Origin of the sequence: Arthrobacter sp. RT-1, assembly GCF_003367205.1 — a bacterium.
In the GTDB taxonomy this organism is placed as follows: domain Bacteria; phylum Actinomycetota; class Actinomycetes; order Actinomycetales; family Micrococcaceae; genus Arthrobacter.
On sequence record NZ_QRGQ01000024.1, the window covers coordinates 1 to 22,459 of the forward strand.

Below are 22,459 nucleotides of genomic sequence, written 5' to 3' on the forward strand. Positions count from 1 at the left end.
CCGGTGCTGGCCCTGTACGTCATTGTGGCCAGGGGCGCCGGCGGCTCCTTCGCGCTGTCCGGAGCGGTGAGGGGCTAGTCGATGTCCTCGACCACCACGCCGAAGGGAATGCTGTCGTCGAGGTGTGCCTGGTGGCCGGTGGAGCCGGGGGTGTAAACAACCCGGACTCCGTGAAGCCGGTCTGCCGCGGACTGCTGCAGGACAGGCTTGACGGTGCTGATGAACATCTCGCTTTTGTCGGCGAGAAACTCCTTGTAGCTGGCTGGAAGCTCACTCATGGCAAAAGGATAGACCTGCATTCCCCGGATGGGGAGGGGTCCCCATTGCCGGACCCGGGGGCGGGGACTTGGATAGGATGGCGGGCGGAGTGCAGCCGTCCGGCCGGCACAGCCATCAACAGTTCACCAGGGGGAATGACAGTGCTCCAGACCAGCGCGTCCGCGAGAATCGAACCGGCGGAGCTGGCCCGGGCACAACAGGTGGTGGCCAGCATCTCCAGGAGTTTCGAGGCCAAAGTGGTGGGCCAGGCCCGGCTTCGGGAATCGCTGCTGGTGGGACTGCTGACCGGGGGTCACATCCTGCTGGAAAGCGTTCCGGGCCTGGCCAAAACCACGGCGGCGCAGACCGTGGCTGAAGCGGTCAGCGCGGAGTTCCGCCGGATCCAGTGCACCCCGGACCTGTTGCCGAGCGACATCGTGGGCACCCAAATCTATGACGCTGCCAAGGGAACCTTCGTCACGCAGCTGGGCCCGGTCCACGCCAACATCGTGCTGCTGGACGAGATCAACCGCTCCAGCGCCAAGACCCAGAGCGCCATGCTGGAGGCGATGCAGGAGCGGCAGACGTCCATCGGCGGCCAGGACTACCGGCTCCCCTCACCGTTCCTGGTGCTGGCCACCCAGAACCCCATCGAGCAGGAGGGCACCTACCAGCTCCCGGAAGCCCAGATGGACCGCTTTATGCTCAAGGACGTGCTGGACTACCCGTCGCCGGCCGAGGAAGCAGAAATCATCCGCCGCATCGACGCGGGGGTCTTCACCGCTGAACAGACGCCCCCGGCAGCGGCCTCGCTGGATGCCGTCACCGGGGTCCAGGAACTGGTCCGCCGCATCTACATTGACCCGTCCATCATCAACTACATCGTGGGACTGGTCTTCGTCACCCGCAACGCCCACCAATACATCGATCAACGGCTGGCCGGCTTCATCGAATTCGGTGCCAGCCCGCGCGCCAGCATCGCCTTCAGCCAGGCCGCCCGCGCGGTGGCTCTGCTGAACGGCCGGGACCATGTCCTCCCCGAGGACGTCAAGGCACTGGCCCACCGGGTCCTGCGCCACCGGCTGATCCTCAACTTTGATGCGGTGGCCGAACAGGTGCCGGTGGAATCGGTGATTGACGCCGTCGTCGCCGCCGTCCAGACCCCCTGAGGCCGGCGTGCCCAGCCTCCTCCTGCGTGTGAAGTCGAAGATGACCATCTTCGCGCACCGCAAAGCCCGCGGCATGCTCGACGGTGAGTACGGTTCCGTCTTCCGCGGCCGCAGCCTGGACTTCGACGACCTCCGCGCGTACGTCCCCGGAGATGAAGTGCGGGACATTGACTGGAAGGCCTCGGCACGTCACGGATCCCCGCTGATCAGGCGGTATGTGGCGGTCCGCCGGCAGACGCTGTTCCTCCTCACGGACACCGGGCGGAACATGTCGGCCCTGTCCAGGGCGGGGGAGACCAAGAAGGACATCGCCGTCATGGCACTGGGGGTGATGGGGTACCTGGCCCACCGGCACGGCGACGTTGTGGGACTGGTCAGCGGCGACTCCGCCGGCACCAGGACAATCCCCGCCAAGGCGGGGGAAGCGCATCTGGAACGGCTCCTGCGGCATGTCAGTGAGCATGCCACGCTGAACGCAGCCGCCAGCAGGATCGAGGACCAGCTGGACCATGTGGCACGGACGGTCAAGGGACGCAATCTCCTCTTTGTCGTCGCTGACGAGGTGCAGGCGAGCCCGGCACTGGGCCAGCTGCTTCGCCGGCTCCGGGCGCAGCACGAAATCCTGTGGCTCACCGTCCGCGACGCCGAGCTGGTACCAGGTCCTGGCAGTGCGGGCGGCCACTCCGCTGACTTCTACAGCGTGACCGATTCCGCGGTCCTTCCAGGACACCTGGCACAGTCCGTCCCGATAGCGGCCGCCTACGCGAAGGCTGCTGCTGAACGGGATAACGCGCGCACCTCAATGCTCCGCCAGGCAGGCATCACCCACGGCGAGGTGGACGGCAGCCAGGACGTGGTCACCGCCCTGTTCGCCCTCCTGGAAAGGCACCGCCGTGCCGGCTGATCCAGGTTTTTACGGTCCGCTCCAGTACAGCCCGGTATGGATGTGGGCAGGCGTTGCACTCGTCGCCCTGGTGGCCGGCTGGTACGTCGTCGTCTTTGCTTCCACCCGCCGCCCGCGGATGGCGGAAGGGGTCCGGCGTTCCGCTGCCCTGACTGATCTGTCAGTGCTCAAGGCGGCCTACCTGCAGCGCATTGACGACGTCGAACGGGATGCCGCTGCCGGGAACCTCAGTCTCCGTGCCGCACACCACGAGATCAGCCACCTGCTCCGCAGCTTTGTCCGTGACGCCACGGGTGTGGACGCGCTCCGGATGACCCGCCAGGACCTGGAACGCCACCCGCTTCCTGCACCCGCCGCCGTCGTGAGGATTCTGTACCCGGCACAGTTCGGCATGGAGCCGCTGCCGTCTGTCGCCGTGTCCGCCGCCAGCGCCCGGAACGCGGTGAGCACATGGAGCTGATGTTCTGGTGGGTTGTTCCGCTGGCTCTCCTGGCCGCGGCGGCCTTCGGGTGGGCCGTTGTCCGGTCCGGTCGAAAGGACAAAGCACGACGACGGCCGGCGGCGCACGTTGACCGGCTCACCACCCTGCCGGAATACCAGGCGGCACTGCGGCGGCACCGCCGGTGGCTGGCAGTTGCCGCGCTCGCCTGCGCGTCGCTGCTGGTGTCTACCGCGGTGGCGGCGGCGCGGCCGGTGGAGCTCACCACCACCCGCCCCGAGCAGCATAACCGGGACATCATGCTGTGCCTGGACGCCTCGGGGTCCATGAGCAGTGCCGACGCGTCGGTCGTGGACGTTTTTGCGGGCCTCGCCAAGGGGTTTGATGGCGAACGGATCGGCCTGACCATTTTTGACAGCACGGCCATCCAGGTCTTTCCACTCACGGACGACTACGGCTATGCCCAGGAGCAGCTGAACTTGGCACGGGACGCCTTCGACGGGAAACCCGGCAGTTCCGGATTCCTGGACGGGACCTGGAGCGGCCGCGGCTCATCCCTGATCGGTGACGGCCTGGCCTCCTGCCTGAACAGCTTCGCGCGGGTGCGCACTGAAGCAGGCAGCGCCCCGGACGCGGATGCGGCACAGCGCTCGCGGTCCGTGGTGCTGGCCACCGACAATTTCCTTTCGGGTGAACCCATCATGACCCTTGCCGAGGCGGCGGCCTTGGCGAAGGACAGGGCAGTCCGCGTTTACGCCCTCAACCCGGGCGACTTTGACTACGGCTCCGGTGCCGACCAGCCAGGGGCGCAGCTGAAGGCTGCTGCAGAATTGTCCGGCGGCGCTTACTACGCGCTGGACAACCCGGACGCCATCCCGGGCATCGTTGCGGCGGTGGAGGAAACCGAAACAGCAGCGCTGAAGGGTGCGCCGCGCGCCGTCGTCTCGGACGAACCCCGGCTTCCGTTGACCGCTGCCCTCCTGTCCGGCCTTGCCCTCTGCACGGCGTTGTGGCGGTTGCGGCTATGACCGGGCGCAGGTCTGTACTCCGAATCGCCAAAAGCCCCTGGCTACGCCGTGGCCTGCTGGTGACGCTGCTGTGCGGTGCCATCCTGCGCCCGGGACTGCCGGGAGGCTCGGCGGAGGCGGCCACCGCGGACCTCAACGTCTTCTTCGTCGTGGATACAACCACCAGCATGGTGGCGGAGGACCATGGAAACGGGGCGCCCCGGATGGACGGCGTGCGGCAGGACATCATGGCCATCGCCGAAGGGTTGCCGGGAGCACGGTTTTCCGTGATCACCTTCGACACCAAGGGGCATGTCCGGATGCCGCTGACCACCGACACCCTGGCCCTGGAAACCATCACGTCCGTCCTTGAGCCGCAGGTGACCTCCTACGCCAGAGGAAGCAGCATCACAGCCGCCCGCCAGGTGCTGGGCGAGCGATTGGCAGCAGCGCGGGACAGCCATCCCGAACGTCCGCTCCTTGTTTTCTACCTTGGCGACGGCGAGCAGACCAGCGGCGACGAACCGGAACCGCTGGTGCCGGACAACGGGCCGGTGGCCGGGGGAGCCGTGCTGGGCTACGGCACTGAGGCCGGCGGGCGGATGAAGGAGAACACCGGGAGGGATTACGACGGCGCGGCGCAGGGCGTCCCGTACGTCCAGGACCGCAGCGGCGGGACTACCAGGGACGCCGTGTCCCGCATCGACGAGGGAAGGCTGCGGGAGATCGCAGGGCAGCTGGATGTGCCGTACGTCCACCGGGCGGCCGGTGACCCGCCTGCCGCCATGCTGCAGCAGGCCCGGCCCGGCGCGCTGGAGCACACTCAGGACGCCGAATCCCTTCCGGGCCGAACAGAGCTTTACTGGGTCTTCGCGGCCGGCGCCTTTGTCCTGGGCCTGTTGGAGGCGGGCACCCTCTTTCGGCGGGTCCGTGAACTGCGGCCCCTTCCTGACGCGGTAGTCACCGAACCTCGGATGGCCACTCGTTCTCCGCACCGCTCTCATATGGCGGGGGAGAAAGTTCAATGATGGCCAGACCCGGGTCAACCGAAGACAACGCGAACCGCGATTTAATGGTGCAGCGGCGGCGGCATCTCCTGCTGTGGTCGGCATTACCGGTGCTGCTCCTGCTCTGCGTGGCGGGGAAGCTGCTCAGCCTCAACCTCCTTGCGGGGCAGGCTGCCGGCGCCTTTGCTGCCCGGGACGCAGCGGCGGTTGGAACGGCAGCCCAAGCACTGGGCCTGGCGAACGTCATCGAACCCCACAAGGCGCCGTTCGCGGCAGGCGGTGGCCATGCTTTGGCCGGGGACTTCGCTGCGGCCCGGCGCATGTTTGAGGACGCTTTGGCCAGGGTGCCCCGGGGATCTTCTGACGAGTGCATTGTCCGCGTCAACCTCAGCCTGGCCATTGAACAGATCGGTGACGCCCAACTCCGGGAGGAGGGCCCGGCGTCGGCCGCTGTTTTGTACGGGGAAGCCCTGGCGGTGGCGGAGGCCGCACCTGCGGGATGCTTCGCCGCAGGCGCGGCGGGGGAGCCCGGGGAGCAGCTGGCCGAGGCGGAAGGGCGCCTGAAGGAAAAGCTCGCGGCCGGGCAGGCAGCGGAGTCACCCGAAGGAGCACAGCAGGACGGCCCGGAGGAACAGGAATCCCCCGAGGAAAGCCAGCTGGAGCAACTCGGGGACAGCGCACGGCAGGCCGAGCGCGAACGCAACAGTGCACGCGAACGGGATGAGTACCTGCGCGACAATGACTACGCCCCAGGGCCGGACCGCCCCTGGTAGTGCACGATGTGAGGTGACTACCCGGTTTTCCACATAGGAACTTGGGCTCCCGGCGATTGTCACACCCTGCTGGAAGACTTTGTCTATGGAAGCGGCTGGGGGTTTGGCAGGGTTGAGCGGGGCGGGCATTCTCGGTGTGCGGCCTGTTCCTGCGGCGCCCTCGGTGGCCACCGCCCGGAAAGCTATGGCGGATATCCCGATGGATGTCCACGCCCCGGCGGCCCATGCTGCTGTGCCCCGCGTTGCCGCCGTCCGGGGTGCCCTTGCGGGTGTCCCGTCTGTCGCCGGAGCCTTGGAGGACCATTCGGGTATCCCGTCGATCGCTGATGTCCGGGTTGCCCTGGATGCCGTTCCTTTGTGTGCTGATGGTGCGGGCATGATTGATCAGCTGCGGGAGCTTGAGGATTTGAAATCGGCTGCGGCTGCGAAGCAGGCCGATATTGCTGTTGCTTTCGACCTGTTCCAGCGCCGGGTCCAAGTCGCCGCCGGGGTCCCTGCCGTTGAACTCGGTGCCGGCGTGGGTGCCCAAATTGCGCTGGCGCGGCGGGAATCACCAGCCCGGGGCGGACGGTTGTTGGGCCTGGCCAAGGCCATGCGGGACATGCCCCGCACGTTTGAGGCGTTTCGGTCCGGTCGGCTGAATGAGTGGCGGACCACGCTGCTGGTGAAGGAAACCGTGTGCTTGTCCGTGGACGACCGGTGCGCGGTGGACGAGGAGCTCGCCGCGGACACCGGCACCCTTGACGGGTTCGGGGACCGTGCCATCGTTTCCGCGGTCCGTGCCGCGGCGTACCGGCGGGACCCGAAGTCCGTGGCGCGGCGGGCCAGCCGTGCCGTGACCGAACGCACTGTGAGCCTTCGTCCGGCGCCGGACACCATGACCTACCTGACAGCCCTGCTGCCCGTTGCCGAGGGTGTGGCCGCGTACGCGTCCTTGGCCCGGCACGCTGATGTCGCTCGATCCCGCGGTGATGAACGGTCCCGCGGCCAGGTTATGGCCGATTTCCTGGTCGAACGCGTCACCGGCACCCCGGGCGGGATCACCGGGATCGACATCCAGCTGGTCGTGACCGACCGCACCCTCTTCCAGGGCGACAGCGAACCCGCCCGGCTCACCGGCTACGGCATCGTCCCCGCACAATGGGCACGCGAAACCATCCTGAACAGGACAACCGGCACCGGTTCAGCGGGGATGGCCGCCCCGGACGTTGGTTCTGGCACTGCTGTTGGTTCTGGTTCCGGTTCTCCCGATCAGCATGAATTGTCCGTCTGGGTCCGCCGGCTCTACACAGCCCCCGGCAGCGGCGAGCTGGTCGCGATGGACTCAAAAGCCAGGTTCTTCCCGCCCGGGCTCCGCCGCTTCCTGCAAGTCCGGGACGATACCTGCCGGACTCCCTACTGCGACGCGCCCATTAGGCATGACGACCACGTCATCCCCTGGCACAACGACGGACCAACCAGCAGCACCAACGGCCAGGGGCTCTGCGAAACCTGCAACCACACCAAGGAAAACCCCGGCTGGACCGCCAAACCCATCCCCGGAACCCGCCACACCGTCGAAACCCGGACACCAACAGGCCACACCTACCACTCCACAGCACCCCCACTGCCTGGGACTTCACGGGATATGGCCCCTCTGCCCGAGGCTCGTCAACATCAGGCGCCGCTGCCCCCAGCGTCGCCCGATCGAAAAGCGGTGCCCGGCACACAGGCGAGAGTTGGAACTGAGCCGGCCATCCGCCGTCGTACCGTTCATGACCCAGGCCGGGAACCGGTTCGGCGCCAGGAAGCGATGAAGCCCGCCGTCCAGATACTGGGTCGTGCGGGGCCCGCCGGCTAATGGTCTCGACATCAGCCGGCGGGCTGGACTTCGCGCCGGCGCAGGGCAGGTAGAAAAGAGGTTGAGCCGGCGAAGATAATTCTGTCCCGTTGCGAAATAAGGCGTAAAGCTGCGTCTTAATTCGAAGGCCGACTTGAATGCTCTCCCGGCCGCTCCTAGAGTCGTATACAAGTTACCGCGGTAACGTGTCAGCGATCCTCCTTGTGGAGGGTGTGGGTGCCCCCATGTGGGCCTGACATTTGCTCACGGATAACTCCATATCAGGCGTAACAGTCGCGGCTGCGTTCCTGTGGAGTTTTTTCGTGTTCCCCAAACTCAATTCATTGCCGACCCGCCGTCACATCTGCTGACGGCTGGCCCTCAATGGCCCAAAGCCAAGGACGCAAATGTCACCACCAAGCCTTATTGACGCACACCCGAATCTTACCGACGCCGCTCCCGTGGCGCTTTCCTACGAGCTGTTCCCGCCGCGTTCAGCGGCTGCCGCTGAAACGCTCTGGACCACTATCCGGGAACTGGAGACCACCGCACCGGACTACGTCTCCGTCACGTATGGGGCCAGCGGCTCCAATCGGGACACCGCCGTGGAACTGATCCACCGGCTCCTGCTGGAAACAACCCTCCGCCCGATCGCCCACCTGACCTGCGTGGGCAACACGCCGCAGGAACTGGCGGGGATCATCGGCGAACTGCTGGACATCGGTGCGCGTGGCATCCTTGCCCTTCGCGGTGACCAGCCCAAGGACGGCGGCCAGCCGGCAGAAGGGTCACTCCGTTACGCCCAGGACCTGATCGAGCTTATTCGCCGGGTTGAACAGCGGAGGTCGGCCCTGCTGTGCGCCGGAAAAATCGCCGTGGGCGTAGCAGCCTACCCAACACGGCACCCGGAGTCGCCGAGCGAGGAACACGACATCGAAGTGCTGCTTGCCAAGCAGCGTTCCGGTGCTGACTTCGCCATCACCCAGGTCTTCTTCGACGCTGAGCAGTACGTAAGCCTTCTGACCCGGGCCCGCCGGGCCGGGGTCACCATCCCCATCATCCCGGGCGTTATGCCGTTGACCAGCCTCCGCCGGGTCACCCGGCTGGGCGAACTGGCGGGCGTGGAGCCGTCTCCGGATCTGCTGGAGCGGCTTGCTGCTGCCGATAACGACATCGAACGTCTCCGGATCGGCGTCCGCGCCACTGTCGACCTTGCTAATGCGGCACTGGATGCGGGAGCCCCCGGCATCCACCTCTACACCTTCAATGAGCACCAGAGCGCGCTCGAGGTGCTGGACAAGCTCGCCCTTCCGCGGCACCAGCGGGCAGCCAGCCGCCATAGCGTTGCGGCGCGCCCGCAGCTCGCCAGCTGATCATCCCTCAGCACAGCACAGCCTTCAGACATTACAGCTCCCACCTTTAGGAATCTGCCATGACTTCACAGAACACTCCCTTCCCCTCCGCCTCACTCCTGGGCTACCCCCGGATCGGCCGCCGCCGCGAACTCAAGAAGGCCGTCGAGGCCTACTGGGCCGGCAAGATCGACGCAGCCGCACTGGACGCAGCCGCGAAGGACATCCAGCTGACCATCGCCAAGCGCCTGCAGGAACTCGGCCTGACCGAAGCCGCAGCCGTCCCGGGCACCTTCTCCTACTATGACCAGGTTCTGGACACCACCGCCCACCTCGGCGCCGTGCCGGCCCGCTTCGGCAAGCTCCTCAACGAAGAGGGACAGCTGGACATCGACGGCTACTTCACGCTGGCCCGCGGCAACAAGGAACAGCAGCCGCTGGAGATGACCAAGTGGTTTGACACCAACTACCACTACCTGGTGCCCGAGATCGGCCCGGAAACCAGCTTCACCCTCGCCTCCACTGCCAAGGTTGACGAGTTCGCCTTCGCCCTGGCCAACGGCATCGAAACCCGCCCGTACATCGTGGGCCCGGTCACCTACCTGCTGCTCTCCAAGGCCTCCGACGACGCGCCGGCCGGTTTCGCTCCGCTGTCCCGCCTCGAGGACATCCTGCCCGTCTACGTCCAGCTGCTCGAAAAGCTGGCCGCTGCCGGTGCCAGCTGGGTCCAGCTCGACGAGCCCGCCCTCGTGGTTGACCAGGACACCCCCGCCGCCGAAATCGAAGCAGCCGTCGCCCGTGCCTACGAGGTCCTCACCGCCGCTGCCAACCGCCCGCAGATCCTCGTCTCCACCCCGTACGGCGCCCTCGACGGCCAGCTCGGCACCCTCGCCGCCACCAACATCGACGCCCTGCACATCGATGTCTTCAAGGGCGCGGTTCCGTCCGCGGCCGCCCTGGCTGGCCTGGGCAACAAGACCCTCGTTGCCGGCGTCGTTGACGGCCACAATATCTGGCGGAACGACCTCGCCCTATCAGCTGCGAAGCTGGACGCCCTGAAGGCTGCTGCCGGCAAGCTCACCGTCAGCACCTCCACGTCCACGCAGCACGTCCCGCACGATGCAGCCGAGGAAACCCAGCTCTCAGAGCAGCTCCGCAGCTGGCTGGCCTTCTCCGATCAGAAGGCCGTCGAGGTCAAAACCCTCGCGTCCTACCTGGCTGACCCCGCATCCGCCAAGGCAGCCATCGACGAAGCCTCCGCTGTGATCGCTTCCCGCGCCACCGCCGAGGGTGTCCGCCGCGAGGACGTCCGCGCCCGCACCGAAGCCCTCACCGCCGCCGACTTCAGCCGCTCCGAGTACTCGGTCCGTGAAGCCGCCCAGGAAGAAGCGCTGCACCTGCCGCCGCTGCCCACCACCACCATCGGCTCCTTCCCGCAGACCTCCGAAATCCGTTCTGCCCGTGCCCGCAACAACAAGGGTGACCTGACCGACGAGCAGTACGAAAAGCTCATGAAGGACGAGATCAAGCGCGTCGTCGACCTGCAGGAGGAGCTCGGCTACGACGTCCTGGTCCACGGCGAGCCCGAGCGCAACGACATGGTCCAGTACTTCGCCGAGAACCTGGAAGGCTTCGACGTCACGGTCCACGGCTGGGTCCAGTCCTACGGCTCCCGCTGCACCCGCCCCTCCATCCTGTGGGGCGACGTCACCCGCAGCGCCCCCATCACTGTTGCCTGGGCCGAGTACGCACAGTCGCTGACCAGCAAGCCGATGAAGGGCATGCTCACCGGTCCGGTCACCATCCTGGCCTGGTCCTTTGTCCGCGACGACCAGCCGCTGGGCGAGACCGCCAACCAGGTTGGCCTTGCGCTGCGCGACGAGATTGCCGACCTCGAGGCCGCCGGCATCAAGGTCATCCAGGTGGACGAGCCCGCCCTGCGCGAACTCCTCCCGCTGCGCAAGGCAGACCACGCGGACTACCTGAAGTGGTCCGTGGACTCCTTCCGCCTGGCAACCGCCGGTGCCGCCGACGCCACCCAGATCCACACCCATCTCTGCTACTCCGAGTTCGGCGTGATCATCGACGCCATCGACGGCCTGGACGCCGACGTGACCTCCATCGAAGCTGCACGCTCGCGCATGGAGGTTGTCCACGACCTCGAGTCCCACGGCTTCGGCCGCGGTGTTGGTCCCGGCGTTTACGACATCCACTCGCCGCGTGTTCCGGGCGAAGCCGAGGTCACTGAACTCCTGGCCACCGCCGTCAAGCACGTCCCGTCCCGCCAGCTCTGGGTCAACCCGGACTGTGGCCTGAAGACCCGCGGCTACGTCGAGACCGAAGAGTCCCTGCGAAACCTGGTCAAGGCAACCCAGGCGGTCCGCGCGGAGCTGCTGGAAGCAGCAGCGCAGTAAGACAACAGTAGGGGTTTTGACAAGCTCAACCACCAACGACGGGCGGCCGGTCACTAAGGTGACCGGCCGCCGTCGCCTTGTGCTCGGTGGTTGAGCCTGTCGAAACCCCGTCAGGTTTCGACAGGCTCAACCACCGTTTGCAAATTCAGGATTCCCAGACGATCTCGTCGTCCACCACGCCGTCTTCGTCCGCGGAGGCCACCAGGACTTCATCGGTGAAGTGCTGGCCGAGCGTAAAGTCCATCACGAAGTAACGTTCCGGCTGGCCCGGGTAGATCCCCACGTGTCCCAGCTTTAGTGCCTTGAGGAACACATCCTTGGTGAGCTGGCTGCGGTTCTCCACGCCGAAGACCTTGTGCAGGTGCTCATCCTTGAGGGCGTTGCAATGGAACTGCAGGTATTCCTGTGGGCTGGTGCCTTCCTGGTCCAGCTCCTCGGCGATCATGTCCCGGACCTCGTCCACCAGTTCGGGCAGGAACCGCAGGCGGTAGTCCACCTTGCGCAGTGCGGCTTCGTCAAAGTGGTCGTGGGCCGTGATGTTCAGGTCGAGTTCCAGTGGATGGCCGCGCAGCTCATGTTTGGCGGCGATCAGGTGATCCCTGCCGTGATTGAGCTCAATCTCGCCAAAGTGCTGGCTCGCTACCTTGTTCATATTCTCAACATAGACCCGAACAGCGGTGCATTCCAGCGTTCAGGCCTAATTTACTGAGGTGCGCATTCCCGCGAGCGTCTCTGCCAGCAGGTCGACAAACAGCTGCACCCGTGCGGTTTTCCGGTCATTGATCAGCAGCGCGAAAACGTTCCGGGCCAGCCGGATTTCGGGGACGTCCAGCACCACCACACCCGCCGGCTTGTTCCGCAGTGCCAGTTCGGGAACCAGTGCCGCGCCCAGTCCTGCGGCTGCCATCTCCAGGCTGGCGTGGAAGTCGTCGCTGTGCGCCACCACTCGTGGATGAAGGTTGCAGCCGGCGAAGAGCCGTTCAATGACCATGGCGTCGCTTGTGCCGGGGTGGTGCATGATCCAGGGCATCTCGGAGAGATGGTCTGCCGCCACCTTCGCGTCCGGACGGAAGCCCCAGCCGGCGGGCAGCACCACCCGGAAGTCGTCGTCGCCGATCCATTGCCTGTTGATGGTGGCGGGCCAGGCCACACCGGTCTGGCCCACCTGGAAGACCACGGCGAGGTCCAGTTCACCGCCGGCGCGCAGCCCCTGGATGGTCTGGCCCGGCTCGGCCACGGACACCTTGAGGTCGATGCCCAGGTTCTTCCACGCGGGTTTCTTCAGGATCCGGGGCAGGACGTACGTCGCCAGGCTGGGAAAGATTCCCAGCCGGAGTTCCTGGCTGGCGCTGTCCTGGGTTTTGGCGGCGGCAGCCATCAGCGCCTCGATGTCCGTCAGCACCTTGGCCGCGTGCCGGGTCATTACGACGGCGGCCTCCGTGGGGACCACGCTCCGCGCCGAGCGCTGGAACAGGACGACGCCGGTGTCGCGTTCCAGGGCGGACATCTGTTGGGAGACGGCAGAGGCCGTATAGCCCAACGTTGACGCGGCGGCCGCGAAGGAGCCCAGCCGCGTGACCTCCATCAGGGTCTTCAGGTGTACCGGATTTACCACCAGCCCACAGTACTGCACCCATCCGCGCCATCACCGGCTTCGAATTGCCCTCTGTATATCCAACCATTGGCAAATGTTCAGCAGAGGAGCATGAATTGTCACCAGACCCAGCAGCAGGTGGAGGCGGAAGGCGGCGCGTGGCCGTCATCGGCAGCGGCGTGGCCGGACTGACCGCCGCCTACGTCCTTAACAGGCAGGACGACGTTACGCTCTTCGAAGCGGATTCCCGGCTGGGCGGCCATGCCCACACCCATGACATGCCACAACCTGACGGCACGATCCTCGGCGTGGACACCGGGTTCATCGTGCACAACGAGCGGACCTACCCCACGCTGCTGCGGCTGTTCGCCGAGCTGGGCGTCGAAACCCAGGACTCGGAGATGAGCATGTCCATCCGGTGCGACGGCTGCGGGCTGGAATATGCCGGCGCCCGCGACGGTGCCCGCGGAATTTTCGCCCGCCCGTCGTCCCTGCTGCGGGGCCGGTACCTGCTGATGCTGCTGGAGATCACCCGCTTCTACCGCAAGGCACGCGCGCTGCTGAACACCGCGCCTGCCGCCGCCGTCAGCGGCGAAGCCAACATTCCGGAGCTGACCCTCGGCGAGTTCCTGGCCCGCGAAAACTTCAGCCCGTACTTCATCTCCCACTTCATGACCCCGGTGGTCAGCGCGGTATGGTCCTGCGACCCCACTACGGCGCTGGCCTACCCGGCACGGTATCTCTTCACGTTCCTCCGCCACCACGGAATGCTTGGCGTCAAGGGCTCTCCGCAATGGCGTACCGTCACCGGCGGTTCCGGCCGGTACGTGGAAAAACTGGCCGCCACCCTGACTGACGTCCGGCTCAACACCCCTGTCACCGCCATCCGGCGCCTGCCCGACGGCGTGGAACTCGCAACGGACCGTGGGCTGGAAGACTTCGACGCCGTCGTGGTTGCCACGCACCCGGCCCAGGCACTTGGCTTCCTGGCCGACCCCACGCCTGACGAAAAAGAGGCATTGGGCGGGATGCCCTACTCCGTCAACCACACCGTGTTCCACCAGGATCCTGCTGTGTTGCCCTCCGCCGAAAACGCGAGGGCGTCCTGGAACTACCGGCTCCCGTCCTGCGGGGCCAGGCCGGACAAGGTCCTGGTCACCTACGACCTCACCCGCCTGCAGCGGCTTGAACAGGGGGACGGCCGCCCCTACCTGGTGAGCCTGGGGGAGTCGGAACTGATTGCCGGGGACGCCGTGCTGGAACGCATGGTCTACGAGCACCCGCAGTACACCCCGGAATCACTGCAGGCGCAGCAGGCAATTACGGCGCTCAGTGACAGCCGCATTGCCTATGCCGGCGCATACCTGGGCTGGGGCTTCCACGAGGACGGTGCGCTCTCCGGCGTCCGGGCCGCCGAAAAGCTGGGCCGGCACTGGGTTCCCGTGCTGCCCGCTTCCGTTACGGCCGCCGGGCCTGCAGCGTCGGATGACGGCGGGCGGAAACTTGCTGCAGCGGGCGAACCTGCATGACCACCGGCTCAGCCATCTACCGCACCTCCATCTCCCACGTGCGGCACAGCCCGCTGAAGAATGCGTTCACCTACCGCAGCTACAGCTGGCTGGTTGACGTTGACCTGCTTCCCCGGTTGCCGTTCCTGCTCCGGCCGCTGGCCGTGTTCCGCGCGGGAGACCATCTGGGGGATCCGGACGCCACCATCCGCTCGAACGTGGAGCGGTACCTGCGGACGCAGGGGGTAGAGCCCGACGGCGGCGCCATCCACATGCTGGCCAGCGCCAGGGTGTTCGGCCACGTCTTCAACCCGCTGACCCTGTTCTGGTGCTACCGGTCCAGCGGCGAGCTGGAATGCGTGGTGGCGGAAGTCCACAACACCTACGGCGAACGCCACTGCTACCTGCTGCGGACTGATCCTGCGGGCCGGGCCTCCGTCCCCAAGGTCTTCTACGTCTCACCCTTCAATGACGTGGACGGCCAGTACCGCATGAAGCTGCCCGCTCCGGATGACCGCCTGGCTGTGTCGATTGTGCTTGAGCGGGAAGGCCACCGGCCATTCGTCGCCACCATGGACGGCCGCCGGCACCCGGCCAGCGTTCGCAACATTCTCGCCGCGGCGGTCGCCGTACCGGCCGCGCCGCTTCTCGTATCCGCACTCATCCGGGTGCAGGGCATCAAACTATGGGCACGCCGGCTGCCCGTCGTCGCCCGACCACTTCACCCCTCACAGGAGGCAGTTCAATGACACTGATAGACGATAACGGGACTGCAGCTGCGCTCGGGGACAAACCCGTGCGGCACACTCCCGCAGCGTGGACCGCTGCAGGTGTGCCGGCGTCGCCCGCCACCATCGACGGCGAGGTGTGGCCCGGTGTGGCCCAGCCGCCGTCGGGCGCCAAAGCGGCCGTGGCCGGAAAGGCCGCCGGACTCCTCTTCAAAGGCGCCGTTAAGCGCCTGTCCCTGCGCGTCGCATATCCGGATGGATCCGTCCTGGGCATCGGCGGAGAGGACGCGCCGGTGATGACCATGCGCCGTCCGGAGGCGTTCGAAGCCCGGATCGGCGCCCACGGCCTGATCGGCCTGGGTGAGTCCTTTATGGCAGGGGACTGGGAAGCCGATGACCTGGCGGGTGTCCTGGAGGTGTTCGCCGCTTCCGTTGGCACCCTGATTCCGGCGCCGCTGCAGACGCTGCGGTCCCTCTACCTGCCGCGCACGCCCCGGCAGGAGCGCAACGCGGAGCAGAACACGCGGAGCAACATCTCGCGGCACTACGACCTGTCCAACGATCTGTTCTCCAGCTTCCTGGATGAAACCATGAGCTATTCATCAGCGCTGTTCCCGCTCCAGGCGGGTCCGCTGTCCTCGGTGGGATGGGACGCGCTGGCGGGAGCACAGGCGGCCAAGATTGACAGGCTGCTGGATAAAGCGGGGGTGGGCGCCGGAACGCGGCTGCTGGAAATCGGCACCGGATGGGGTGAGCTGGCCCTGCGGGCAGCGGCCCGCGGGGCCACCGTTTACAGCGTCACCCTGTCCAGCGAGCAACAGGCGCTGGCCCAGGACCGGATTGCGGCCGCCGGTTACTCGGACCGGGTCACGGTTGCGCTGCAGGACTACCGGGCTGTGGAAGGGGAGTTCGACGCTGTCGTCTCGGTGGAAATGATCGAGGCGGTGGGCTACGAATACTGGCCCATCTACTTCCAGACCATCGACCGCGTCCTCGCGCCAGGCGGCAGGGTGGCCATCCAGGCGATCACCATGCCGCACGGCCGGATGCTCGCCACGCGCAACGCCTACACCTGGGTGCACAAATACATCTTCCCGGGCGGATTCCTGCCGTCCGTCCGCGCCATCGAAGGCGTGACGCAGCAGCACACCACGCTGAGGGTCCGGGAGCGGATGGGCATGGGGGACCACTATGCCGCCACCCTCCGGCTGTGGGAGGAACGGTTCCTGGAGGCTTCCCGCGACGTGGGCGAACTGGGCTTCGACGCCGTCTTCCAGCGGATGTGGCTGTTCTATCTCTGCTACTCCAGGGCAGGATTCCAGTCCGGTTACCTGGACGTGCAGCAGATCGTGCTGGACCGCCGGGAGGCGCAGCTCTAACTTCCGTGCGTTTGGTCACCAGGAGGGGTTCCGAAGGTCACTTCGGGGCCCCTTTGTGGTGTGTTTACGCAGGTCACCACCAGGACCGACACGCCGTCTTTTCCACGACACGCTGGGCGTTAAATGTGGCTAAGTACTCCACAGCATGTGGATTCCGTCCGCGAAATCGCCGGGATTCCGGACATTTTGGCGGCCCCTGCCTGTGGATTAAAGGTGCATTAAATGACATACTTGTAATACATCATCTTGGGGTTCCTAAGAGGCGTCTGCACTAGATGTAGTATCTAGATACAGCTTGGGCGGGAACACCGGACGAGCAAGTTTTCCAGAAAAGGGGACAGGAACCATGACCGTAACGGTTTACACGAAGCCTGCTTGTGTTCAGTGCAACGCCACCTATCGCGCGCTCGACAAGAAGGGCATCACCTACCAGAGCGTTGACATCTCCCAGGACGCCGAGGCCCTCGAGCGCCTGAAGTCGCTGGGCTACATGCAGGCGCCCGTTGTGGTCACGGACCAGGACCACTGGTCAGGCTTCCGTCCGGACAAGATCGAAGAACTGGCGCTTTCCGCCGTTTCCTCCGTGGCCTAAGGGGCACGTTTTTCCTGCCGGCAACCAGCAACCAGCTGAGGTGACTCCCATGGCAGCACCAACAGCACAGCAGAACCACACGGCTCGACAAATTCACGCGGCTCAGCGCGTGGAGGTGTCCCCGCCGGCACCGCAGCAAGATGCCGCAGGACAAGTCACCACCGGCAGCCAGCTCATCTACTTTTCCTCGGCATCCGAGAATACCAGCCGCTTCGTGTCGAAGCTTGGCCGCGATTCTGCCCGGATTCCGTTGTACTCCAAGGATGCACCCCTCCTCGCCACCCGGCCTTTTGTGCTGGTGGTGCCCACCTACGGCGGCACCGGGGGAGAGGGCTCCGTTCCCAAGCAGGTCATCCGGTTCCTGAACAACCCGCAGAACAGGCAACTGCTCCGCGGGGTCATCGGCGCCGGCAACACAAACTTCGGGGACAACTACTGCCTGGCGGGGGACATCATTGCCGCCAAGTGCGGAGTGCCGCACCTCTACCGCTTCGAATTAATGGGCACGCCAGACGACGTGTCCCGTGTAAACAATGGATTGGACACGTTTTGGACACGACTGTCGCAGACACGGAAGTAACCAGGGCCCAAAAGCCTGAGATGCCGGCCGCCTACAAGGGCCTGGGCTATCACGAGCTGAACGCAATGCTGAACCTGTACGGCCCCAACGGCGAGATCCAGTTTGAGGCTGACCGCGAGGCTGCGCACCAGTACTTCCTGCAGCACGTTAACAACAACACCGTGTTCTTCCATGACCTGGAAGAGAAGCTCGAGTACCTGGTCAAGAACGACTACTACGAGCGCGAAACGCTGGACCAGTACACGATGAACTTCATCCGTGACCTGTTCAACCGTGCGTACAAGAAGAAGTTCCGCTTCGAGACCTTCCTGGGCGCGTTCAAGTTCTACACCTCCTACACGCTGAAGACCTTCGACGGCAAGCGTTTCCTGGAGCGCTACGAGGACCGCGTCTGCATGGTTGCCCTGCACCTGGCCCGCGGCAACGAGCAGCTCGCCCTGCAGATGGTGGACGAGATCATCGAGGGCCGTTTCCAGCCGGCCACCCCCACCTTCCTGAACGCGGGCAAGAAGCAGCGCGGTGAGCTGGTCTCCTGCTTCCTGCTGCGCATCGAAGACAACATGGAGTCGATCGGCCGGTCCATCAACTCGGCGCTGCAGCTGTCCAAGCGCGGCGGCGGCGTGGCTTTCGCCCTGACCAACATCCGTGAGGTGGGCGCGCCCATCAAGCAGATCGAGAACCAGTCCTCCGGCGTCATCCCCGTGATGAAGCTCCTCGAAGACAGCTTCTCCTACGCCAACCAGCTCGGTGCCCGCCAGGGTGCCGGCGCGGTGTACCTGCACGCGCACCACCCGGACATCTACCGCTTCCTGGACACCAAGCGCGAGAACGCTGACGAGAAGATCCGCATCAAGACCCTCTCGCTGGGTGTTGTCATCCCGGACATCACGTTCGAGCTGGCCAAGAAGGACGAGGACATGTACCTGTTCTCGCCGTACGACGTTGAACGCGTCTACGGCATGCCCTTCTCGGATGTCTCGGTCACCGAGAAGTACTACGAGATGGTGGACGATTCCCGGATCAAGAAGACCAAGATCAAGGCGCGCGAGTTCTTCCAGACCCTCGCCGAGATCCAGTTCGAATCCGGCTACCCGTACATCATGTTCGAGGACACGGTGAACCGGGCCAACCCGATCGACGGCAAGATCATCATGTCCAACCTGTGCTCCGAGATCCTCCAGGTCTCCCAGCCCACCACGTACAACGATGACCTGTCCTACGACGAGACCGGCAAGGACATCTCCTGCAACCTGGGCTCGCTGAACATTGCGAAGACCATGGATTCGCCGGACTTCGGCCTGACCATCGAGACGGCCATCCGTTCCCTCTCGGCGGTGTCGGACATGTCCAACATCACCTCGGTGCCGTCCATCGCCAAGGGCAACGACCAGAGCCACGCCATCGGCCTGGGCCAGATGAACCTGCACGGCTACCTTGCCCGCGAGCGGGTCCACTACGGCTCCGAAGAGGGCCTGGACTTCACCAACATCTACTTCTACTCGGTGGTGTACCACGCCATCCGGGCCTCCAACCTGCTGTCCATCGAGACGGGCCAGACGTTCGGCGGCTTCGAGAAGTCCAAGTACGCCTCGGGTGAGTTCTTCGACAAGTACACGGAGCAGGAGTGGGTGCCGCAGACCGAGAAGGTCCGCGAGCTGTTCAAGAACGTGCACATCCCCACGCAGGAGGACTGGCGCGCGCTGAAGGCTTCCGTCATGGAGCACGGCATCTACAACCAGAACCTGCAGGCCGTACCGCCGACGGGCTCGATCTCCTACATCAACAACTCCACCTCCTCGATCCACCCGGTGGCGTCCAAGATTGAAATCCGCAAGGAAGGCAAGATCGGCCGCGTCTACTACCCGGCGCCCTATCTGACGAACGACAACCTGGAGTACTACCAGGACGCGTACGAGATCGGCTACGAGAAGGTTATCGACACCTACGCGGCTGCCACGCAGCACGTGGACCAGGGCCTGTCCCTGACGCTGTTCTTCAAGGACACCGCCACCACGCGCGACATCAACAAGGCCCAGATCTACGCCTGGAAGAAGGGCATCAAGACCATCTACTACATCCGTCTCCGCCAGCTCGCGCTGGAAGGGACCGAGGTTGAGGGCTGCGTCAGCTGCATGCTTTAGTTGCACCTTCAACTAACTTGTGAAGTACGACGGCGGGCGCCCGCCCGCCGTCGTACGCTTTAACTTAGAGAAACCCACCCAACGTTTAGGGGATGACATGACCGAGAAGGTCAAGCTGCTGAGCCACGTCGAGGCCATTAACTGGAACCGCATCCAGGACGACAAGGACGTAGAGGTCTGGAACCGGCTCGTCAACAACTTCTGGCTGCCGGAGAAGGTGCCGCTGTCCAACGACGTCCAGTCATGGAACACCCTGACGCCCGCTGAGCAGCAGCTCACCATGCGCGTATTCACCGGCCTGACCCTGCTGGACACCATCCAGGGTACCGTCGGCGCAGTTTCGCTCATCCCGGATGCGCTGACCCCGCACGAAGAGGCCGTGTACACGAACATCGCGTTTATGGAGTCGGTGCACGCAAAGAGCTACTCCTCCATCTTCTCCACGCTGGCCTCCACCAAGGAGATCGACGAGGCGTTCCGCTGGTCCACAGAGAACTCGAACCTTCAAAAGAAGGCCCAGATCGTCATGGACTACTACCAGGGCGACGACCCCCTGAAGCGGAAGGTGGCTTCCACGCTGCTGGAAAGCTTCCTGTTCTACTCGGGCTTCTACCTGCCCATGTACTGGTCTTCACGCGCCAAGCTGACGAACACCGCTGACCTGATCCGCCTGATCATCCGCGATGAGGCTGTGCACGGCTACTACATCGGCTACAAGTTCCAGAAGGGCCTGGAAGGGCTCTCCGAGGAACGCAAGCAGGAAATCAAGGACTACACGTTCGAACTGCTCTTCGAGCTGTACGAAAACGAAGTCCAGTACACGCACGATCTTTACGACGGCGTCGGCCTGGCCGAGGACGTCAAGAAGTTCCTGCATTACAACGCCAACAAGGCGCTGATGAACCTCGGCTACGAGGCAATGTTCCCGTCCTCCGTTACTGACGTGAACCCGGCGATCCTGTCGGCGCTTTCCCCGAACGCTGACGAGAACCACGACTTCTTCTCGGGCTCGGGTTCGTCCTACGTCATCGGCAAGGCAGTCAACACCGAGGACGAGGACTGGGACTTCTAAGTCACTGCTCGTCCAGAAATGTCCCGACGGGGTTCCGTCGGGACATTTCCTTTTAACGTCCGCCTGACGGCCTGCGTGTGAGATCGGAAGCTAGTTGGCGATTTGGCGACTAGCTGGCGATTCGGGACCGGAAGACTTGCGAAAACCGGTCTAGTTGGCGATAAGTCATTGGCCAACTTCTGCAGATCCTGACGCAACTGGGCCCGTCGTGTCCGGCCGATCTTCGTATGGAGCGGGCATGCAGAGAGCACTGAGTACCGGCTGATACATGTGGACGGCTTTGCTGCCTCTACCCGTAGCCGTCGTAGGCGAGCCATGGACGGACGATACTCCGACTGCCCGGCGCGCGCCTTGATCGAGCCCATGTTGGGCTGCTAGGCGAGTCGTGCGTTGACCGCACTCGAGGAGAACACTTGATTCACCAACAGCGAGGACATTCCACGGATGCCGGCATCCTCGCCCAAGCTCGCCAGGCGGACGTCCAGGTGCCGGGTGGCTCGAGGGAGAGACATGGGATAGAGCGTTTCCCGGATTCCGCCGATCAGTGATGACGACGCCAGATCGCCGGCGATGAGAAGGACGGCTGGATTAAGCAGGCAAACCACTGTGGCCATTACTTCGCCCAGGCGCCGGCCGGCCTCGTGCGTGAGCCGCATAGTGTCCATGTTTCCGGCGACGAGCTGCTCGCGGACGTCGCGGCCGGAGGAGCTGCTGATGCCTAGCTCGGTGAGTTTCCGGGCGATGGCACCGCCGCTGGCACCGGCAGCGAGGCATCCGAAGGAGCCGCACTGGCATTGTAGGTCAGCGAAGGCGGGGTGGCGGACGTGACCGATGTCGCCGGCTCCGCCGTCCACACCTTGGTAGACCTTCCCGTCAATCACCAGGCCGGTGCCGATGCCAGTAGATACCTTAACCAGGCACAGCGAGCCGATGCCCGCAAACCCCGCACTGTACTCGCCCACGGCCATGGCGTCGGCGTCGTTCTCCACCAGGACGGGCACGGGGAATACTTCCTGGATGAATTCGACGACCGGGTAGGCGTCCCAGCCGGGCATGATGGGCGGCTGGGAGGGCCGGAGCGTCTGTGGGTCGACGGGGCCGGGGATGGAAATGCCGACTCCTGAGACTCTCGCGATGGGGGTCTTCGAGAGCTTCAGTAGCCGTTGCGCCGCTTCGGTGATGGCGCGCAGCACCTTCTCGGGACCATCAGCCACAGCCATATCCAAGTGCTCGTCCACCAGGATTGTGCCCCCAAGGTCCGTGAGGGCCACGCGACTGGAAGTGGTTTCCACCGAGGCGGAGATGGTGCAGGAGTGCTGGAGATTAAAAGCCAAGTCCGTGGGCCGGCGGCCGCCCGAAGGCCTGGCAGTTCCCGCTTCCCGGATGAGATCGGCCTTGAGCAGGCTGTCCACACGCTGGGCAACGGTCATCCGGGACATGCCCGTTTCTTCCTGGATGTCACCGCGCGTCCGGGCCTGCCCGGCCCGGATCAGTTGAAGGACATCCCCGGGTCCCACATACATAAAAGGCTCCTACCGCTCAAAAGGCACTCTTGCAATCCTAGGTGCTCCAGCAGGGCATATGCCAAAGGCTGTTCCGCTCATGTCGATTGGCCCTGCAGCTAATGCTAGACAACTAGGCAACATTTGGATAGCCTTTAGGCACAAGTTCCGGCCTGTGACTGCGCTCACAGGCCGGGCGACGTTTCAGCACCTGCTCCGAC

At 64.9% G+C, this 22,459-nt stretch carries 20 protein-coding genes; 16 read left to right on the plus strand and 4 right to left on the minus strand.

Annotated features, from left to right (window positions below; translation table 11 throughout):
* Positions 1-74: 74 nt before the first annotated feature.
* A complete protein-coding gene (locus DXK94_RS15655) occupies positions 75-278 on the minus strand; it encodes a hypothetical protein (protein WP_115525834.1) in 204 nt (67 codons plus the stop codon).
* Between the two features lie 141 nt (positions 279-419).
* On the opposite strand from DXK94_RS15655, the gene DXK94_RS15660 reads away from it, so the two are divergent.
* From DXK94_RS15660 to metE, 9 genes are all read left to right on the plus strand, one after another.
* Positions 420-1,427 (plus strand): MoxR family ATPase, encoded by a 1,008-nt coding sequence (locus tag DXK94_RS15660; RefSeq protein ID WP_115525835.1) that lies wholly within the window; start codon positions 420-422, stop codon positions 1,425-1,427.
* Positions 1,428-1,434: 7 nt separating this feature from the next.
* On the plus strand, positions 1,435-2,331 hold the full coding sequence (locus DXK94_RS15665; RefSeq protein ID WP_079596310.1) for a DUF58 domain-containing protein: 897 nt from the start codon (positions 1,435-1,437) through the stop codon (positions 2,329-2,331).
* On the plus strand, positions 2,321-2,791 hold the full coding sequence (locus tag DXK94_RS15670) for a hypothetical protein (RefSeq protein WP_115525681.1): 471 nt from the start codon (positions 2,321-2,323) through the stop codon (positions 2,789-2,791). Before DXK94_RS15665 ends, DXK94_RS15670 begins: the two co-directional genes overlap by 11 nt.
* On the plus strand, positions 2,782-3,798 hold the full coding sequence (locus DXK94_RS15675; protein WP_115525682.1) for a VWA domain-containing protein: 1,017 nt from the start codon (positions 2,782-2,784) through the stop codon (positions 3,796-3,798). Before DXK94_RS15670 ends, DXK94_RS15675 begins: the two co-directional genes overlap by 10 nt.
* A complete protein-coding gene (locus DXK94_RS15680) occupies positions 3,795-4,805 on the plus strand; it encodes a vWA domain-containing protein (RefSeq protein ID WP_115525683.1) in 1,011 nt (336 codons plus the stop codon). Before DXK94_RS15675 ends, DXK94_RS15680 begins: the two co-directional genes overlap by 4 nt.
* A complete protein-coding gene (locus DXK94_RS15685) occupies positions 4,802-5,557 on the plus strand; it encodes a hypothetical protein (protein WP_258868571.1) in 756 nt (251 codons plus the stop codon). Before DXK94_RS15680 ends, DXK94_RS15685 begins: the two co-directional genes overlap by 4 nt.
* A gap of 376 nt (positions 5,558-5,933) precedes the next feature.
* Positions 5,934-7,397, plus strand: a complete 1,464-nt coding sequence (locus DXK94_RS15690; protein ID WP_115525837.1) for an HNH endonuclease signature motif containing protein — start codon at positions 5,934-5,936, stop codon at positions 7,395-7,397.
* A gap of 386 nt (positions 7,398-7,783) precedes the next feature.
* The gene (locus tag DXK94_RS15695; protein WP_115525684.1) at positions 7,784-8,749 is read left to right on the plus strand and encodes a methylenetetrahydrofolate reductase; all 966 of its coding nucleotides are present in this window, start codon (positions 7,784-7,786) and stop codon (positions 8,747-8,749) included.
* A 59-nt stretch (positions 8,750-8,808) separates the two neighbouring features.
* Positions 8,809-11,142, plus strand: a complete 2,334-nt coding sequence (metE, locus tag DXK94_RS15700; protein ID WP_115525685.1) for a 5-methyltetrahydropteroyltriglutamate--homocysteine S-methyltransferase — start codon at positions 8,809-8,811, stop codon at positions 11,140-11,142.
* 145 nt (positions 11,143-11,287) lie between these two features.
* On the opposite strand, the gene DXK94_RS15705 is transcribed toward metE, so the two are convergent.
* A complete protein-coding gene (locus DXK94_RS15705; protein ID WP_079596305.1) occupies positions 11,288-11,794 on the minus strand; it encodes a DUF2004 domain-containing protein in 507 nt (168 codons plus the stop codon).
* Positions 11,795-11,839: 45 nt separating this feature from the next.
* Positions 11,840-12,757: a LysR family transcriptional regulator gene (locus DXK94_RS15710; protein ID WP_079596422.1), complete on the minus strand. Its 918-nt coding sequence runs from the start codon at positions 12,755-12,757 to the stop codon at positions 11,840-11,842.
* A 95-nt stretch (positions 12,758-12,852) separates the two neighbouring features.
* Here DXK94_RS15710 and DXK94_RS15715 point away from each other — a divergent pair, with 95 nt between their 5' ends.
* From DXK94_RS15715 to nrdF, 7 genes are all read left to right on the plus strand, one after another.
* On the plus strand, positions 12,853-14,265 hold the full coding sequence (locus DXK94_RS15715) for an NAD(P)/FAD-dependent oxidoreductase (RefSeq protein ID WP_115525686.1): 1,413 nt from the start codon (positions 12,853-12,855) through the stop codon (positions 14,263-14,265).
* Positions 14,262-14,993, plus strand: a complete 732-nt coding sequence (locus DXK94_RS15720; RefSeq protein WP_115525687.1) for a DUF1365 domain-containing protein — start codon at positions 14,262-14,264, stop codon at positions 14,991-14,993. The genes DXK94_RS15715 and DXK94_RS15720 overlap by 4 nt, the downstream gene beginning before the upstream one ends.
* Positions 14,990-16,351 (plus strand): class I SAM-dependent methyltransferase, encoded by a 1,362-nt coding sequence (locus DXK94_RS15725; RefSeq protein WP_115525688.1) that lies wholly within the window; start codon positions 14,990-14,992, stop codon positions 16,349-16,351. The genes DXK94_RS15720 and DXK94_RS15725 overlap by 4 nt, the downstream gene beginning before the upstream one ends.
* A 346-nt stretch (positions 16,352-16,697) precedes the next feature.
* Positions 16,698-16,943 carry a glutaredoxin-like protein NrdH gene (nrdH, locus tag DXK94_RS15730; protein WP_066276552.1) on the plus strand — a complete coding sequence of 82 codons (246 nt, stop codon included), beginning with the start codon at positions 16,698-16,700 and terminating at the stop codon, positions 16,941-16,943.
* Positions 16,944-17,052: 109 nt separating this feature from the next.
* Complete coding sequence (nrdI, locus tag DXK94_RS15735; protein ID WP_115525689.1) at positions 17,053-17,523, plus strand: class Ib ribonucleoside-diphosphate reductase assembly flavoprotein NrdI; 471 nt, start codon at positions 17,053-17,055, stop codon at positions 17,521-17,523.
* A gap of 20 nt (positions 17,524-17,543) precedes the next feature.
* Positions 17,544-19,664 (plus strand): class 1b ribonucleoside-diphosphate reductase subunit alpha, encoded by a 2,121-nt coding sequence (gene nrdE, locus DXK94_RS15740; protein ID WP_115525690.1) that lies wholly within the window; start codon positions 17,544-17,546, stop codon positions 19,662-19,664.
* Between the two features lie 97 nt (positions 19,665-19,761).
* On the plus strand, positions 19,762-20,736 hold the full coding sequence (gene nrdF / locus DXK94_RS15745) for a class 1b ribonucleoside-diphosphate reductase subunit beta (RefSeq protein WP_050054849.1): 975 nt from the start codon (positions 19,762-19,764) through the stop codon (positions 20,734-20,736).
* 374 nt (positions 20,737-21,110) lie between these two features.
* Here the strand turns inward: nrdF and DXK94_RS15750 are convergent, their stop codons facing one another.
* Entirely contained in the window at positions 21,111-22,259 is a 1,149-nt protein-coding gene (locus DXK94_RS15750) for an ROK family transcriptional regulator (RefSeq protein ID WP_115525691.1), read from the minus strand.
* Positions 22,260-22,459: the final 200 nt, after the last annotated feature.

What these genes read in the sequence shown, in the direction of transcription:
- DXK94_RS15655 (WP_115525834.1), bottom strand. Translation starts at nt 278, where the DNA reads ATGAGTGAGCTTCCAGCCAGCTACAAGGAGTTTCTCGCCGACAAAAGC.
- DXK94_RS15675 (WP_115525682.1), top strand. Translation starts at nt 2,782, where the DNA reads ATGGAGCTGATGTTCTGGTGGGTTGTTCCGCTGGCTCTCCTGGCCGCG.
- DXK94_RS15680 (WP_115525683.1), top strand. Translation starts at nt 3,795, where the DNA reads ATGACCGGGCGCAGGTCTGTACTCCGAATCGCCAAAAGCCCCTGGCTA.
- DXK94_RS15685 (WP_258868571.1), top strand. Translation starts at nt 4,802, where the DNA reads ATGATGGCCAGACCCGGGTCAACCGAAGACAACGCGAACCGCGATTTA.
- DXK94_RS15690 (WP_115525837.1), top strand. Translation starts at nt 5,934, where the DNA reads ATGATTGATCAGCTGCGGGAGCTTGAGGATTTGAAATCGGCTGCGGCT.
- DXK94_RS15695 (WP_115525684.1), top strand. Translation starts at nt 7,784, where the DNA reads ATGTCACCACCAAGCCTTATTGACGCACACCCGAATCTTACCGACGCC.
- metE (WP_115525685.1), top strand. Translation starts at nt 8,809, where the DNA reads ATGACTTCACAGAACACTCCCTTCCCCTCCGCCTCACTCCTGGGCTAC.
- DXK94_RS15705 (WP_079596305.1), bottom strand. Translation starts at nt 11,794, where the DNA reads ATGAACAAGGTAGCGAGCCAGCACTTTGGCGAGATTGAGCTCAATCAC.
- DXK94_RS15720 (WP_115525687.1), top strand. Translation starts at nt 14,262, where the DNA reads ATGACCACCGGCTCAGCCATCTACCGCACCTCCATCTCCCACGTGCGG.
- DXK94_RS15725 (WP_115525688.1), top strand. Translation starts at nt 14,990, where the DNA reads ATGACACTGATAGACGATAACGGGACTGCAGCTGCGCTCGGGGACAAA.
- nrdH (WP_066276552.1), top strand. Translation starts at nt 16,698, where the DNA reads ATGACCGTAACGGTTTACACGAAGCCTGCTTGTGTTCAGTGCAACGCC.
- nrdE (WP_115525690.1), top strand. Translation starts at nt 17,544, where the DNA reads ATGCCGGCCGCCTACAAGGGCCTGGGCTATCACGAGCTGAACGCAATG.
- nrdF (WP_050054849.1), top strand. Translation starts at nt 19,762, where the DNA reads ATGACCGAGAAGGTCAAGCTGCTGAGCCACGTCGAGGCCATTAACTGG.
- DXK94_RS15750 (WP_115525691.1), bottom strand. Translation starts at nt 22,259, where the DNA reads ATGTATGTGGGACCCGGGGATGTCCTTCAACTGATCCGGGCCGGGCAG.